Origin of the sequence: Arthrobacter sp. M4 (assembly GCF_020251205.1) — a bacterium.
In the GTDB taxonomy this organism is placed as follows: Bacteria; Actinomycetota; Actinomycetes; order Actinomycetales; family Micrococcaceae; genus Arthrobacter.
On record NZ_JAIWYX010000004.1, the window covers coordinates 89,088 to 102,977 of the forward strand.

The 13,890-nt window shown below is 63.9% G+C and carries 13 protein-coding genes; 6 read left to right on the forward strand and 7 right to left on the reverse strand.

The annotated features are described in order from the left end of the window. Position 1: 1 nt before the first annotated feature. From LD110_RS08845 to LD110_RS08855, 3 genes are read left to right on the forward strand one after another with little or no spacing between them, the layout of a single operon-like run. Positions 2-1,219, forward strand: coding sequence for a glutathionylspermidine synthase family protein (locus tag LD110_RS08845; protein WP_225498376.1), 1,218 nt, complete (start codon positions 2-4; stop codon positions 1,217-1,219). Next, a complete protein-coding gene (locus LD110_RS08850; protein WP_225498378.1) occupies positions 1,216-2,754 on the forward strand; it encodes an APC family permease in 1,539 nt (512 codons plus the stop codon). The genes LD110_RS08845 and LD110_RS08850 overlap by 4 nt, the downstream gene beginning before the upstream one ends. A gap of 19 nt (positions 2,755-2,773) precedes the next feature. Next, complete coding sequence (locus LD110_RS08855) at positions 2,774-3,958, forward strand: acyl-CoA dehydrogenase family protein (RefSeq protein ID WP_225498380.1); 1,185 nt, start codon at positions 2,774-2,776, stop codon at positions 3,956-3,958. Between the two features lie 67 nt (positions 3,959-4,025). On the opposite strand, the gene LD110_RS08860 is transcribed toward LD110_RS08855, so the two are convergent. Continuing rightward, on the reverse strand, positions 4,026-5,426 hold the full coding sequence (locus LD110_RS08860) for an MFS transporter (RefSeq protein ID WP_225498665.1): 1,401 nt from the start codon (positions 5,424-5,426) through the stop codon (positions 4,026-4,028). Positions 5,427-5,437: 11 nt separating this feature from the next. Further along, positions 5,438-5,962: a helix-turn-helix domain-containing protein gene (locus LD110_RS08865; protein WP_225498381.1), complete on the reverse strand. Its 525-nt coding sequence runs from the start codon at positions 5,960-5,962 to the stop codon at positions 5,438-5,440. Positions 5,963-6,443: 481 nt separating this feature from the next. Between LD110_RS08865 and LD110_RS08870 the strand changes: the two genes are divergently transcribed. Further along, entirely contained in the window at positions 6,444-7,421 is a 978-nt protein-coding gene (locus LD110_RS08870; RefSeq protein WP_225498383.1) for a LysM domain-containing protein, read from the forward strand. Between the two features lie 5 nt (positions 7,422-7,426). On the opposite strand, the gene LD110_RS08875 is transcribed toward LD110_RS08870, so the two are convergent. The 4 genes from LD110_RS08875 to LD110_RS08890 all read right to left on the reverse strand — a co-directional run bounded on the left by LD110_RS08875 (position 7,427) and on the right by LD110_RS08890 (position 11,927). After that, positions 7,427-8,755, reverse strand: a complete 1,329-nt coding sequence (locus tag LD110_RS08875; RefSeq protein ID WP_225498385.1) for a glycosyltransferase family 87 protein — start codon at positions 8,753-8,755, stop codon at positions 7,427-7,429. Further along, positions 8,752-9,921: a cystathionine gamma-synthase gene (locus tag LD110_RS08880; protein WP_225498394.1), complete on the reverse strand. Its 1,170-nt coding sequence runs from the start codon at positions 9,919-9,921 to the stop codon at positions 8,752-8,754. The genes LD110_RS08875 and LD110_RS08880 overlap by 4 nt, the downstream gene beginning before the upstream one ends. Positions 9,922-9,951: 30 nt before the next feature. Then, a complete protein-coding gene (locus tag LD110_RS08885; protein ID WP_225498395.1) occupies positions 9,952-11,337 on the reverse strand; it encodes a cystathionine beta-synthase in 1,386 nt (461 codons plus the stop codon). Positions 11,338-11,474: 137 nt separating this feature from the next. Continuing rightward, positions 11,475-11,927: a VOC family protein gene (locus tag LD110_RS08890; RefSeq protein WP_225498397.1), complete on the reverse strand. Its 453-nt coding sequence runs from the start codon at positions 11,925-11,927 to the stop codon at positions 11,475-11,477. A gap of 139 nt (positions 11,928-12,066) precedes the next feature. Here LD110_RS08890 and LD110_RS08895 point away from each other — a divergent pair, with 139 nt between their 5' ends. Both LD110_RS08895 and LD110_RS08900 read left to right on the forward strand, forming a co-directional pair. Continuing rightward, a complete protein-coding gene (locus LD110_RS08895; protein ID WP_225498399.1) occupies positions 12,067-13,047 on the forward strand; it encodes a DNA-3-methyladenine glycosylase in 981 nt (326 codons plus the stop codon). A gap of 22 nt (positions 13,048-13,069) precedes the next feature. Continuing rightward, positions 13,070-13,348 (forward strand): putative quinol monooxygenase, encoded by a 279-nt coding sequence (locus LD110_RS08900; RefSeq protein WP_225498415.1) that lies wholly within the window; start codon positions 13,070-13,072, stop codon positions 13,346-13,348. Positions 13,349-13,419: 71 nt separating this feature from the next. Here the strand turns inward: LD110_RS08900 and LD110_RS08905 are convergent, their stop codons facing one another. Continuing rightward, positions 13,420-13,791, reverse strand: coding sequence for a co-chaperone YbbN (locus LD110_RS08905; protein ID WP_225498422.1), 372 nt, complete (start codon positions 13,789-13,791; stop codon positions 13,420-13,422). Positions 13,792-13,890: the final 99 nt, after the last annotated feature.

A 13,890-nucleotide genomic window follows, 5' to 3' on the forward strand; every position in this document is an offset into this window, starting at 1 on the left:
AATGAAAAGGCTTCCCTCCGAACCGCGCCCTGACTGGAAAGGCAAGATCGAGGAACAGGGCCTGGTTTTCTCCACCACCACTATGCCGGACGGTCGGAAGATCGAGTACTGGCATGAAGGCGCGTACTACGAGTTCACCATGGACGAAGTGGAAACGCTGGAGAAGACCGCCGAGGACATGCATGCCATGTGCCTGGAAGCTGCCCAGTTCCTGGCCACAGGGGCGATGGGGGGCATCGGGATAGGATCCCAGGCGCTTGAGTTGGCGTCGGAATCGCTGCTGGCCCGGGACATGGATATCTACGGGCGCTTCGACTTCATTTACGACGGCCAGGGCGGCCCCGCCAAGATGCTCGAATACAACGCGGACACACCCACCGGCCTGATCGAAGCTGCCGTTGCCCAGTGGTTCTGGCTACAGGATGTGTTCCCGGAAAAGGACCAGTGGAACGGTATCCATGAGGCGCTCATCCGGCAATGGAAGAAGCTGCAGTACCGCACGGGCATGAGCACACTGCACGTGGCGCATTCCGAGGCCGAGGAATCGGGCGAGGACTGGATGACGGCAGCGTACATGCGGGACGTCGCCAGCCAAGCCGGGTGGACCACCATCGGCATCAACATGTCGGACATCGGCTGGGACCCGAACCTCAACCGCTTCGTGGACCTGGACAACTATGTCATCAACACCATCTTCAAGCTGTACCCCTGGGAGATGATGATGAAGGAGCCTTTCGGTCCCAGGCTGCTGGAACGCGCGCACAATCCGCGATGGGTGGAACCGGCCTGGAAGATGCTGCTGTCCAACAAGGCCCTGCTCGCGGCGCTGTGGCACCTCTACCCCGGTCACCCCAACCTGCTGCCCGCCTACCTGGACAACCCCGGACCGCTTAACGAATGGGTGGCCAAGCCCTTGCACGGACGTGAGGGCGACAACATCCGCATCCACGCCCCCGGCCTCGAGATCGACCAGCCCGGAGACTACGGCAGGGAAGGCTGGTGCTACCAGCAATACCAACCCCTGCCGGACTACGACGGCAACCATCCGGTTCTGGGCCTGTGGGTGATTGACGGAGAATCCGTGGGATGCGGCATCCGCGAGTCCGACGGTCCAGTGACCGATTACTTCTGCCGCTTTGTACCAAACACCATTGACGCCCCCGCACCTCCGCCTTTGCCCGGACAATCAGGACACACAGGACAGGGAATCGCCTTATGAACACCACGAGCCCCGCCCCCGCTCCCGTGGCCTCCAAGGGCCTGCGGGCCGGCATCCTCGACCTTGGCGACTCTGTCATGCTGGGCCTTGCCTCCACTGCCCCGGTCTATTCCCTGGCAGCCACGCTGGGCCTCATTGTGGCGGTCAATGGAAACTACACACCGCAGATTCTGGTCCTTGGTTTTATCCCGGTACTGTTCATCGCCTTTGCCTTCCGGGAGCTCAACAGTGCCATGCCGGATTGCGGCACCACGTTTATCTGGGCCCGGCGCACATTCGGCCCCTGGGCGGGTTGGCTGGGTGGCTGGGGTGTGGCACTTGCGGGTGTGGTGGTGCTGGCCAACCTCGCCCAAATAGCCGGGCAGTATTTGTGGCTGTTGGTCGGCGACGGGTCCCTTGCCTCCAACAAGTGGCTGGTGACAGGGACAGGGGTGCTTTTCATCGCCTTTATGACGTACGTGAACCACCGGGGCATCCGTTTGGGCGAGCATGTGCAGCGGGCACTCACGTATGTCCAATACATCTCGCTCGGGATCTTTGCGCTGGCGGTCATCATTCGGATTGCCGGCGGGCCCGGCGAAGGCCAGGCGTTCGACCTGGAATGGTTCAATCCTGTGGGCGCATTCGGAGATCCCGGCGCTGTTGTTCACGGAACGCTGCTGGCACTCTTCATTTACTGGGGCTGGGACACCTGCCTGGCGCTGAACGAAGAGACTGAGAATCCCACCACCACGCCTGGCCGCGGGGCCGTGATCTCGGCATTTGTCCTGGTCGCGATCTACGTCTCGGGCGCTTTGCTGGTCATGATGTATGCCACCGTGGGATCTGAAGGCATCGGCCTAGGCAATGAAGCCAACAAATCCGATGTCTTCCTGGCCATGAAAGACGTGGTCCTGGGCCCCTGGGGATGGCTCATTGTCCTGGCGGTCCTGGCCTCTGTGCTTTCCTCGACGCAGACCACCATCCTGCCGACCGCCCGCGGAACGCTGTCCATGGGAGTTCACGGTGCCCTTCCGCCGCGGTTCGGAAAGGTCCACGAGCGCTACCAGACCCCAGGGTTTTCCACGCTGACAATGGGTGGCGCAGCCATTGCCTACTACGTGGCCATGAGCATCCTGAGCGAGAACCTGCTTACGGACTCCATCAGCGCCATCAGCCTTTTCATCGCTTTCTACTACGCGCTCACGGGATTCGCCTGCGTGTGGTTCTTCCGCACCACCCTGCGGGAGTCAGCCGGTGCCCTTTGGCTCCGGGGCATCCTTCCGCTGCTGGGCGCCCTGATGCTGACTGCGGCCTTCTTCGTTTCCGCCGTGCAAATGTGGGACCCCGGATACGGCGACTCCCAAATCTTCGGGATCGGCGGCGCCTTCGTCAGCGGCGTAGTCCTGCTGGGATTGGGCGTGGTCCTGGCCATTGTGTGCCGCTTCGCGCCGGCCACACGCGGCTACTTCACAGGGACGGGCATAGCGGGCACTCCGGGCACAGGCTTACACAACGCAGGCACGCCAAGCGCAGAGGAGTCCGCGGGAGCCTGAGTCCCCCTAGGATGCTGGAATGAGCCATTCGACGACGAACTCCACCGATATCCTTGAACTCGATTCGCTGCTGACTGACGAGGAATTGGAAGTCAGGGAACGCGTTCGCGACTTCACGGACCAGCGAATTCGGCCAAACATCGCGCGCTGGTACAACAATGGCGAGTTCCCGCCCGAGCTGGCGCTTGAACTGGGTGAACTGGGCGTCCTCGGGATGCACCTGCACGGCTACGGCTGCCCCGGGCGTTCCGCCGTCGAATATGGCCTCGCCGCCCTTGAACTGGAAGCGGGCGATTCCGGGATCCGTACCTTTGTGTCGGTGCAGGGCTCCCTGGCCATGACAGCAATCCGCAAGTGGGGTTCGGAAGAACAGCGGCAGCAGTACCTCCCGCGGATGGCGGCTGGCGAGCTGATTGGCAGCTTCGCGCTGACTGAACCCTCCGCCGGCTCGGATCCATCGTCCATGACGACGGCGGCAACCCGGGATGGTGCGGGCGAAGGCTCCGGATGGGTCCTCAATGGGGCCAAGCGCTGGATTGGGCTCGCGTCCATCGCGGACGTTCTGGTGGTGTGGGCCGTGACGGAAGACGGCATCCGAGGCTTCCTGGTCCCGGCCGATACCCCGGGTGTGACCATCACGCCCATCGAGCCAAAGCTCTCGCTTCGGGCCTCCATCCAATGCGATATCAAGCTCGACGGCGTTCGGCTTGGCAGCGAAGCGCAGCTCCCGGGGGCCGTCGGCTTGCGGGCAGCCCTGTCCTGTTTGAACGAGGCTCGCTACGGAATCGTGTGGGGCTCCATGGGAGCGGCCCGGGACTCCTACCTGGCCGCCCTGGATTACGCCCTGAACCGGACGCAATTTGGCAAGCTCCTCGCCAGCCATCAGGTCACGCAGGAAAAGCTCGTGAACATGCTCACCGAGATCCAGAAAGGGACGCTTCTTGCCCTGCATTTGGGGCGGCTCAAGGACTCGGGCAGGCTCAAGCCGGAGCAGATCTCGCTGGGAAAGCTCAACAACGTCCGCGAAGCCATTGAAGTCGCGAGGCAGGCCCGGACCATCCTGGGCGCGAACGGCATCACCCTGGAGCACTCCCCCATGCGGCACGCCGCGAACCTTGAGTCGGTCCGCACCTACGAGGGCACTGACGAAGTGCACACCCTGGCCATTGGACAGCACATCACGGGAATCTCCGCGTTCCGCTAACCAGAAACCCTCCCTCAGGCAACTGCGGGAGGGTTAACTGAGGGAGGGTTCTTGCCCGGAGAGCAGGCTACGCCTCCACGGGCTGTGGCTCGCGCTGTGTGGCGCCCTTGCGGATGCTGGCGCTGATCACCGCAGCCACGGTGCAGAGCGCAGCGGCGCCCACCCACGCCACCGTGTAGTGGCCGGTGGCGTCCCGGACATAGCCGGCCAGGATTGCGGCAGCGGCGGCCCCCAACTGGTGGGCCGCGAACACCCAGCCGAACACCACAGAGCCGTCCTTGCCGAAGACTTGCCGGCAGATTGCCGCCGTCGGTGGCACGGTGGCCACCCAGTCCAGGCCGTAGACCACCACAAACAGGATCATGCTGGGTTCCACGGTTGACCCCAGCAGGAGGGGCAGGACAAGGAGTCCCAAGCCGCGGAACTGGTAGTAGACCGCCAGCAGCACTTTGGGGTTGAAGCGGTCCGTCAACCAGCCGGACGCGATGGTGCCGACGATGTCAAAAATCCCGACGACGGCAAGCAGCCCGGCCGCCGTCGTTTCCGGCATGCCGTGGTCATGGGCCGAGGGAATGAAGTGCGTACCGATCAGGCCGTTGGTGGTGGCGCCGCAGATTGCGAAACCGGCAACGAGGGCCCAGAACGTACGGACGCGCGCGGCCGAGGCCAGCACCCTGAGAGCCCGCACCGCGGCGTTGGGCGCTGTAGCCTCGGGCGCCGCGACTTTGGTCGAATCGGCCGTGACCGTAACTGGCCGGGTGGTGCGTTCGCCCAGGCTGCTGGCGTCCGCCGCTTCGTCAGGCTCCCCTTCGTCAGGCTCCATCGCTTCGTCAGGCTCCGGGGCACCGTAGGGACGGGCTCCGACGTCGGCGGGCGAGTTTCGCAACCACAGCAGGACCAGCGGCACAACAGCCAGGGCCCCGGCGGCCACCAAGAGCGAGGCACCTCGCCAGCCCGGGTCCTGGGCAAGGGCCGCGATGAACGGGAGGAAGACGAGTTGTCCTGCGGCGCTGCCGGCGGTGAGCACACCGATTACCAGGCCGCGCCTGGCGGCGAACCAAGTGTTGGCGATGGTGGCGGCAAAGACCAGAGCCATGGATCCTGTGCCGAGGCCAATCAGCAGGCCCCACGTGAACAGGATTTGCCATGATTCAGTGACAAACACCGTCAGCGCGCTGCCCAGGCCAATCAGCACGAGGGCCATCGCCGTGACGCGCCGGATACCAAAGCGTTCCATCAGGGCGGCGGCGAAGGGCGCTGTCAGGCCAAACAGGACGAGGTTGATGCTGACTGCCCCGGACAACACGGTGGTGGACCAGCCGAACTCCTGCTGCAGGGGCACCATAAGGACACCGGGCGCGGCCCGGAACCCTGCGGCTCCCACCAAGGCCAAAAATGCCACTGCGGCCACAATCCACGCCGGGTGGAGCCTGGGCCTCCCGGGTTTCGACGTGCGGACGTCGGTCATCTGGGGTGCGCTCAAGGACGTATCTCCGTTCCGGATAGGGCCGTGGCCGAAGGAGCTGTTGCGAGGGGTACGGGGTCGGGCGTTCGAGTCAGGCTGTGCCAGCTGGTATTGGCGGCCGTCAGCGGCTTGCCGCAATGTGTGCAGGTATCTGCTGAGGACGTGGGGTTGCCGCATTCGGCGTGGATGATTCGCATATGCGCGCGCTCAGCGGGCGCCTCCACGTATTTCTCGGACCACAGGATCAATGCGTTCAGGATGGGCAGTGTGTCTTCGCCTTTTGCCGTCAGGACGTACTCCTGCCGCGTCCTGCCGCCGTCGCAGTAGTTCCTGCGCTCCAGCAGGCCAGCTGCAACCAACGTCCCCAACCGTTTGCTCAAGACGGCGTCAGCTATGCCAAGGCGCTGTTTCATGGCATCGAAGCGGCCGTTGCCGAAGAACACTTCCCTCAGGATCAGGCTTGTCCATGGATCACCGAGTACGTCGAGTCCACGGGCCAGACTGCAGTTCTTGGAAGACCAGTCAGAGCGAAGGGGCATACCGCAAACCCTAGCTGACTATCTTGAAGAAAGCCAGCACAGCGGCGGGAGCCCACGGTCGGCATGGCACCTGGACCCGTGTACTACGGCCACCCGCACCATCCGCATGCAGTACCCGCCCCACGAGTACTCAGGGCACACAAGTGACCTAAGAGGTACCGCTGTGCAAACGGCTGAGTGGCGCCCACCAAAAAACAAGTAGTTGTGGCAGTAAAGTCGCGTAGTTATTACTCGGGCGCTTATTCACGCCAATTTTTACACTGGAAATCCCTAGGGCGGCGATTTGCCGGACGCGGAGAGAAACCCGCAGGCCGCAATTCGCCAATTGGCAATGCACCACGCATGGACTCACCTTTTCCGGGTCTCACGGGTCCATCACCAGCGCGCGGCGGGCTTCGTCCCGCGATGCAGCGCGGGTGCGATGCCAGCCCAGGGTCTGCCGCCGGCTGACCCCACATTCTTATCAGGCTGGGGAAATCCGATGAATCAGCAGAAATTAGAACAGAGAATTATCACCGACGGCCATCAAATTCAGCTGGCAGTCCGGCAACGCGAATTACGAATTCCGCGCAAAATCCAGGCCCTTTTCCTGTCAGGAACAGTACTGGCGGCCGCAGTGACCGCCGCACTGAACTACGGGGGCCACCAAACCCCGGCGGGCCCCCTCCGCATCTCCGAACCGGCGTCCACCGAAATCATGGTGAAGCCGTTCCACAATCTGCTTGCCGCCCCTCTGGTTCCAGATGCACAGGCACCCTCCGCGGCAGCACCCGCCGCCCAGGCGCCAACCGCGAGCCAGGTACCGGCCCTTGCGCCGGCAGCACCCGCCCCTGCCGCCCCCGCTCCCCAAGCAGTGCAGGAACCCGTACCGGCACCCAATCCCGACGGAAAGCTATACACCGTAGTGGCCGGTGACACGCCGAGTGCCATCGCTGCCAGATACGGCGTCGATCTTTCGGCGATGCTTGCAGCCAACGGACTTGGCGCCTCCAGCGTCATCGTCCCCGGCCAAGTGCTCACATTGAGCGGGCCTCCCATTGCTCAGAAACCGGTAGCCGCAACTGTGCCGGCTCCAGCTGCTCCCGCCGTCGCCCCGGCTCCCGCCGCAGTGGCAGCGGTACCTGCACCGGGCACGCACACCATCTACATTGCAGGTTCCGGCGGGCAATCGATGGTGGACGCCTGCATCGGTCCAATCCATTTCACGCCAACGGACGCCTACTCACTTTTCATCACGGAGCACGACTTCTGTGGCGGCTGGGCGCGCTTCTCCGGCATTCAAGTAGGCGAGACCGTGAATATCGCTGGCTACGGTACGTACGCCGTGACGGCACGCGGCCAAGTGCCGCAGGGCGGCACCACCAACAATGTGGCCGCAGTCTTTGGCGGATTCCCGCGGGCGATCCTGCAAACCTGCATCCCCGGCACCAACCAGATGCTCCTGATCGCCCTCAATTAGCGCTGCTAGGCAGCGCCATCAAGCCCTGCCCGGGGGACCGACCCCGGCGTCGGCTGGACAACCAGCCGACGCCGGGACGGCCGGTAGGCCAGGGCCCAGTAGGTCATCAAAGCGATTCCACAAAGAACGCCCAAACTGGATGCCGTCAATTGCCACTGGGTCTGTGGATCCTTGCCCCATTCCGCAGCCCCTGCCCAGACGGCGAGGTACTTTGGCGTCAGGTAGAACGCGACGGCGGTAACCCCAACAATGGTCCAGCCGGCAAGGCGCATGCGTCCGCTGCGGGAGGGGATCCGGTGCATAGCAAATGCCATGGACGGCAACGCGACGGCTATCCAGACCCAGTGGTGCGACCATGAGACCGGGCTGATGAGGAGCATCAGCACCGCTGTGGCGGACACGGCAACGAAGTTCTCCTCGGCAGCCACGGTCCAGTGGATGATGAGCGCGGCGAGCACAACGAGTACCAGTGCAAGTACCAGCCACAGGAGGTTCGTAGTCGGCGCGTCGGGCATGCCAAGGTGCAGCAGGAGCCCCTTGACGGACAGGTTGTCCACGTAAGCCGGGCCACCGATGCGGCCAGTGTCAGGAAGGATCTTGGTCCAGAACGTCAGCGAGGCGTTCGGCAGGACCACCCAGGCAAGCGCGATGGAGCCCAAGAATCCAGCCGCCATCCAAGCCAGGGCTTTGAAATCGCGGCGGACCAAATAGTAGAGGCCGAACACCAAAGGCGTGAGTTTGATGCCCGCGGCGATTCCCGTCAACAGGCCGGCCGGCCAGCGCAGTTCGCCGGCTCGGTCCTTCCCGTAGAGAGCGAAGTCGGCCAGGATCAGGCCCATCAGGATGATGTTGATCTGGCCGAAGTCGAAGGTGTCGCGCCATGGCCCCAGCAGCAGGATCGCGGCCGTGGCCAACAGGGCAACAGTCCGAAAGCGTGCGTCGGCAAAGGCGTCGCGCCAGCGGCGCAGGCCAAAATAGTGCCGCGCCAGCCAAGCGGAGACGACGGCGGCACCCGCCAGCGCCGTCGTGATGAATACCAGTTCGCTGGTCTTGATGGGAAACAGCGCTAGTCCCGCGAATAGCAGCGCAGCAAACGGCGGATACGTGAACGGCAAGCCGTCTCGAGGCGCGTAAAGCTCGTTGACGCCAGCCTCACCGGTCTGCAGCACTCGGGAGCCGCCGTAATAGTAGACCTCGAAGTCATTCATCAGCGGAATGTACGCCGAGTACAACACCAAGAGGGCAACGACGACGGCCAAGGCGCCTGCCGCCGTCGTCAGCCAGCCGAGCGGCACCGCGGGCGTGCCCGCAGACGCCCGGACCTTGAAGGTCATGCCGCGCCGATCCGGGAGATGGCTTGGTCAAGGTCGGCGATCAGGTCCTCTACGTCCTCGATGCCGCAGGAAAGCCGCAACAGGTTGACCGGCACAGCCAGCTCCGTACCTTTCACGGATGCATGTGTCATCTCGGAGGGGTAGTTCATGAGGGATTCGATGCCGCCCAGGGATTCGGCCAGGGTGAAGACGGAGGTTGACTCGGCAACCTTGCGTGCTGCGGCCTCGCCGCCCTTGAATTGGACGGAAACCATCCCGCCGAAGCGCTTCATCTGTCGCTTGGCCAGCTCGTGGCCCGGGTGCGAGGGCAGGCCGGGGTAAAGCACGGACTCAACCTCCGGGCGTTCCAGCAACCACTCGGCCACTGCCTGGCCATTGTCGCTGTGCCGGTCCATCCGGACGCCCAACGTCTTCAGGCCGCGTGTGGTGAGGAACGCGTCCATCGGTCCGGACACCGCGCCCACGGCGAACTGGACGAAGCCGATCTGCTCGGCGAGCGCGGAATCATTAACGACGACGGCGCCGCCCACCACGTCGGAGTGGCCACCGATGTACTTGGTGGTCGAATGGACCACAATGTCGGCGCCGAGGTCCAGTGGCGTCTGGAGGTAGGGCGACGCGAAGGTGTTGTCCACCAACAGGAGGGCACCGGCGTCGTGGGCGATGGACGCAATGGCGGCAATGTCAGAAATCTTCATCAGCGGGTTGGACGGAGTTTCCACCCACACGATTCGGGTGTTGTTGCCGGCAACAGCAGCACGGACCGCGTCCAGGTCGGACATGTCCACCGGGGTGTTGCCGATTCCCCAGGGGCCCAGCACCCGGTTGATGAGCCGGTACGTTCCACCGTAAGCGTCGTTGCCGAGCACGATGTGGTCGCCAGGGCGCGCCACGGCACGAATGAGCGAGTCCTCCGCCGCCAGGCCGGAACTGAAGCTGAAGGCATGCGCTCCGCCTTCCAGGGCCGCCAACTGCTCCTGCAGCGCGTCACGTGTGGGATTGCCCCCGCGGCCGTACTCGTAGCCCTCCCGCAGCCCGCCGATCCCGTCCTGTGCGTAGGTGGAACTGAAGTGCAGCGGCGGAACTACGGCACCGGTGCGCGGCTCGAAAGCCTGGCCGGCGTGGACGGCGCGGGTGTTGAAGCCGGCGTTGTTGGTGGCAGACATGGCGCTCCTGTCAGGTGCTCGGGGTGGTGGTCAGTTGCTGAGGTAGGCAAGGAGGTCGTGGCGAGTAAGAATACCTACGGGCGCACCCACGAACGTCACCATGACGGTGTCGACGTCGGAGAGCAGTTCGCGGGCCGCGGAGATGCTTTCCAAGGAACCGATGACCGGCAGCCGCGCGCCCATGTGTTCCGAAATCTTATCGGTGAGTTTCGCCTCGCCACGGAATAGTTTGGTGGTCAGGCTGCGCTCATCCACCGCGCCCAGTACTTCGCCCATCACTACGGGCGGTTCCTGGGACAGAACCGGGATGTGGGAAACACCAAACTCGTTCATGATGTTGATGACGTCGCGGACGGTCTCATTGGGGTGTATGTGGACCAGGTCCGGCATTTCACCGGTCTTGGACTTGAGGACTTCGCCAACGGTGGCCTCCTCGCCGCCGGAAAGGAACCCGTAGGAGCGCATCCACTGGTCGTTGAAGATCTTGGCCAGATAGCCGCGCCCGGAGTCCGGAAGGATGACGACGACGACGGCCTCCTCGCCGAGGTCCCTGGCGGTTTGCAGGGCTGCGACGACGGCCATGCCGGAGGAGCCGCCCACCAGCAGCCCTTCTTCCCGTGCCAGCCTGCGGGTCATGGCGAAGGAGTCGGCGTCGGTCACCGCGATCACGTCATCCGGCACGGTCTTGTCGTAGTTGGCGGGCCACATGTCCTCACCGACGCCCTCGACGAAGTACGGGCGTCCGGTGCCGCCTGAATACACGGATCCCTCAGGGTCCGCACCGATGATCCTGACGCGGCCCCCCTCAGATTCGGGACGGTCCTTGGAGATATCCCTGAGGTAGCGCCCAGTGCCCGTGATGGTGCCGCCGGTCCCCGCGCCGATGACAACGTGGGTGACCTTGCCATCCGTGTCCCGCCAGATTTCAGGACCGGTGGTCTCATAGTGGCTTCCTGGCGCTGCCGGGTTGGAGAACTGGTCAGGCTTGAAAGCACCCGGGATCTCCGTCACCAGCCGGTCGGAAACGCTGTAGTAGCTTTGCGGGCTGTCCGGCGCCACGGACGTGGGCGTCACCACAACCTCGGCACCGTAGGCTTGCAGGACGGCACGCTTGTCCTCGCCCACTTTGTCCGGGACCACAAAAACGCACTTGTAGCCCTTCTGCTGGGCCACCAACGCCAATCCGACGCCGGTATTTCCCGACGTCGGCTCCACAATGGTTCCGCCCGGCTTGAGCCGGCCGTCCCTTTCGGCTTCCTCGATCATCTTCACCGCGATCCGGTCCTTGATGGACCCGCCGGGATTGATGTACTCGAGCTTCACCAGCACGGTGGCCTTGATGCCATCCGTTACGTGGTTGAGCTTGATGAGCGGGGTGTTGCCAATGAGGTCCAGGACGGATTGGGCGTACTTCATAGGACAAAGTTACCGTCTCGATGTGCCCTGTACCGCGCGGCAGGGCTCGTTGCGAACATCATGCGGCGATGTGCCGCTGATTACCGAAGAACCGGCGGCACATCGCCTGATTTGGGATTGCGTTTGCCTCTCCTGTGTTACGCGCCCATGTCGTTGGCCGCGGCTCCCTCGCTGGTGGCTTCCTGGCTTGCACCGGTTTCAGCGCCAGCACTTGGATCGGTCTGCCACAGGCCAAGGATGTTGCCCTCAGTGTCCTTGAAGTACGCGAAGTACCCCATGCCCGGGACCGCTCCCCTCTCCTGGACCGTTGAGCCGCCAAGCTCGCCGATGGCGCCCAATGCAGCGTTGATGTCTTCAACGTCCACAGTGATGATGGGAGTGGTCAGCTCGCCGCTCCTGGCCATCATGCCCCCGTTGATGGCCCCAGGTTGCAGGGGCGCTCCCGTCTTCTCGTCCGCGGGAGTGGTGGTCACCGCGCTGTAATCCATCTCCGGGATCGGATTGATGTTCCAGCCGAAAGCCTGCTGGTAGAAGCCCCTGGCCCGCTCCTGGTCATCCGCCGGTATTTCAAAATGCACTATGCCGCCCATTTGCACCTGTCCTTGGTCACGGAAGAAGGCGCGGTGGCCCGCGCCACACATGGGAGTCTAATCCGGGCGGCACAGGGACATAAGGCCGCCAGGGGGAGGGATTTCAGATTCCGTCAGTGGGACGTGCAACGATTATGAGGTGACCATCGTTGAAGCTCCCCCGGGCCTGGCTGCCGCGGCGGACGCCTCGTTGAGGTGGCACTCCGGCGGACGGATTCCGCTTCTTGCCACCCTGGGTACATTAATGCGCGGCAACGGCGACCCCTCCTTCGCGGTTCTGCCGGGCAGCTTTTGGACGGCTTTTTCCACGCCCGAAGGTCCGGCAACCGTTCGCCTGCAACAGTCCGGCGAGGGGATCGACGCCGTCGTGGACGCCCAAGCCTGGGGCCCCGGGGCCGGGACCGCCGTCGAATCCGTTCCCCGGCTGTTGGGCCGCGACGACGACTGGTCGGCCTTCGACGATCCGGCTTTCCAGGCCACCCTCCCGCGCTTTGTATCAGAGGCCCGACGCCGGAACCCTGATGTGCGGCTGCCCTCCACCGGGCGGGTGGTCGACTCGCTGGTGCCCACCATCCTGGAGCAAAAGGTCACCACCATCGAGGCCCGCAGGGGCTACCGCTACTTGATGTACCGCTACGGCACAGCGGCGCCCGGGCCGCGCGGTGCCATGCCTGACGGCCTGCTGGTCGCACCCACGCCGGAGCGTTGGCTCAGTGTTCCTTCCTGGGAGTGGCACAAAGCCGGTGTGGGACCCCAACGTTCGGCTACCGTCATGCGGGCGCTGCGCTCGGCGTCGGCCCTTGAACGCCTCGCCCTGTTGCCGGCGGCCGAGGCCGGAACCAAGATGCAAACGATCCCCGGAATAGGGATCTGGACGGCCGCGGAAGTGGTTCAAAGGACGCACGGCTGCCCGGATTCAATCGCAGTGGGCGACTACCACCTGGCCAGCTACGTCGGTTACGCACTGACTGGCCGCAAAACGGACGACGCCGGAATGCTGAAGCTCCTCGAACCGTGGCGTGGGCACCGTCAGCGCGTGGTGAGGATGATGTATCTGAGCGGCTTTCGCAAACCCACGTTCGGGCCTCGGATGACTATCCAGGATCACCGTGGCTACTGACGCGGCCGGTATCCTGAACAGCATGACTGCACCCATCGACCTCATTGCCACATTTATCCCCAACGAGGGCGAGTTCTTCCGTGTGAAGCTTGCCCTGGAAATCGCCATCGACGAGGTTGCCAAAGAACCCGGCTGCATCCGCTACGAACTGACGGAAGCCACCGAGGACAAGCTGGTGCTGACAGAGCGCTGGGCGTCCCAGGAGGACCTCGACAAGCACTCCAAGGGCGTGGCCGTGCAGGACCTCAACGAATCCCTGAGCGCGCTGCTCGCGGAGCCGGTGAAGCTGGAATACGTCTAAGCTGGCCTGCGCAAATAATCGGGCGGGAGCCGCAGACGCTGCGGCTCCCGCCCGATCGTGTACTTGGAAGATTAGTTGTTCTGGGCGCGCTGCTTGGCGACGTGGGCGTGGACTTCTTCCATGTCCAGGCCCTTGACCGCCTCGATGACCTGCTCAAGCTGCGGGCCGCTCAGAGCACCGGGTTGGGCGAAAACCAGGACCTTTTCCCGGAATGCCATCAGCGTGGGGATCGAGGAGATGCCGGCCTCTGCGGCGAGCTGCTGTTCTGCCTCGGTGTCCACCTTGGCGAAGAAGACGTCCTGGTGTTTGTCCGACGCGGCGTCATAGACGGGCGCGAACTGCCGGCAGGGCCCGCACCAGGCGGCCCAAAAGTCGACCAGGACAATGTCGTTGCCCTCAACGGTCGCTGCGAACTGTTCTCCAGTGATGTCAACTGTAGCCATGATTCCACGGTACGCGAGCAGCCCACGGAAGTCGCCCCGGAATCCCCGATGTTCGCTACCCGCGTCAACGGGAATAAAACGCGAAACCCCGGAATCACA

Excerpts from the sequence above, each read along its gene's own strand:
- LD110_RS08875 (WP_225498385.1), bottom strand. The coding sequence starts at position 8,755 with ATGACCTTCAAGGTCCGGGCGTCTGCGGGCACGCCCGCGGTGCCGCTC.
- LD110_RS08900 (WP_225498415.1), top strand. The coding sequence starts at position 13,070 with ATGACTGCACCCATCGACCTCATTGCCACATTTATCCCCAACGAGGGC.
- LD110_RS08890 (WP_225498397.1), bottom strand. The coding sequence starts at position 11,927 with ATGGGCGGCATAGTGCATTTTGAAATACCGGCGGATGACCAGGAGCGG.
- LD110_RS08855 (WP_225498380.1), top strand. The coding sequence starts at position 2,774 with ATGAGCCATTCGACGACGAACTCCACCGATATCCTTGAACTCGATTCG.
- LD110_RS08885 (WP_225498395.1), bottom strand. The coding sequence starts at position 11,337 with ATGAAGTACGCCCAATCCGTCCTGGACCTCATTGGCAACACCCCGCTC.
- LD110_RS08860 (WP_225498665.1), bottom strand. The coding sequence starts at position 5,426 with ATGACCGACGTCCGCACGTCGAAACCCGGGAGGCCCAGGCTCCACCCG.
- LD110_RS08845 (WP_225498376.1), top strand. The coding sequence starts at position 2 with ATGAAAAGGCTTCCCTCCGAACCGCGCCCTGACTGGAAAGGCAAGATC.
- LD110_RS08880 (WP_225498394.1), bottom strand. The coding sequence starts at position 9,921 with ATGTCTGCCACCAACAACGCCGGCTTCAACACCCGCGCCGTCCACGCC.
- LD110_RS08850 (WP_225498378.1), top strand. The coding sequence starts at position 1,216 with ATGAACACCACGAGCCCCGCCCCCGCTCCCGTGGCCTCCAAGGGCCTG.
- LD110_RS08865 (WP_225498381.1), bottom strand. The coding sequence starts at position 5,962 with ATGCCCCTTCGCTCTGACTGGTCTTCCAAGAACTGCAGTCTGGCCCGT.
- LD110_RS08905 (WP_225498422.1), bottom strand. The coding sequence starts at position 13,791 with ATGGCTACAGTTGACATCACTGGAGAACAGTTCGCAGCGACCGTTGAG.
- LD110_RS08870 (WP_225498383.1), top strand. The coding sequence starts at position 6,444 with ATGAATCAGCAGAAATTAGAACAGAGAATTATCACCGACGGCCATCAA.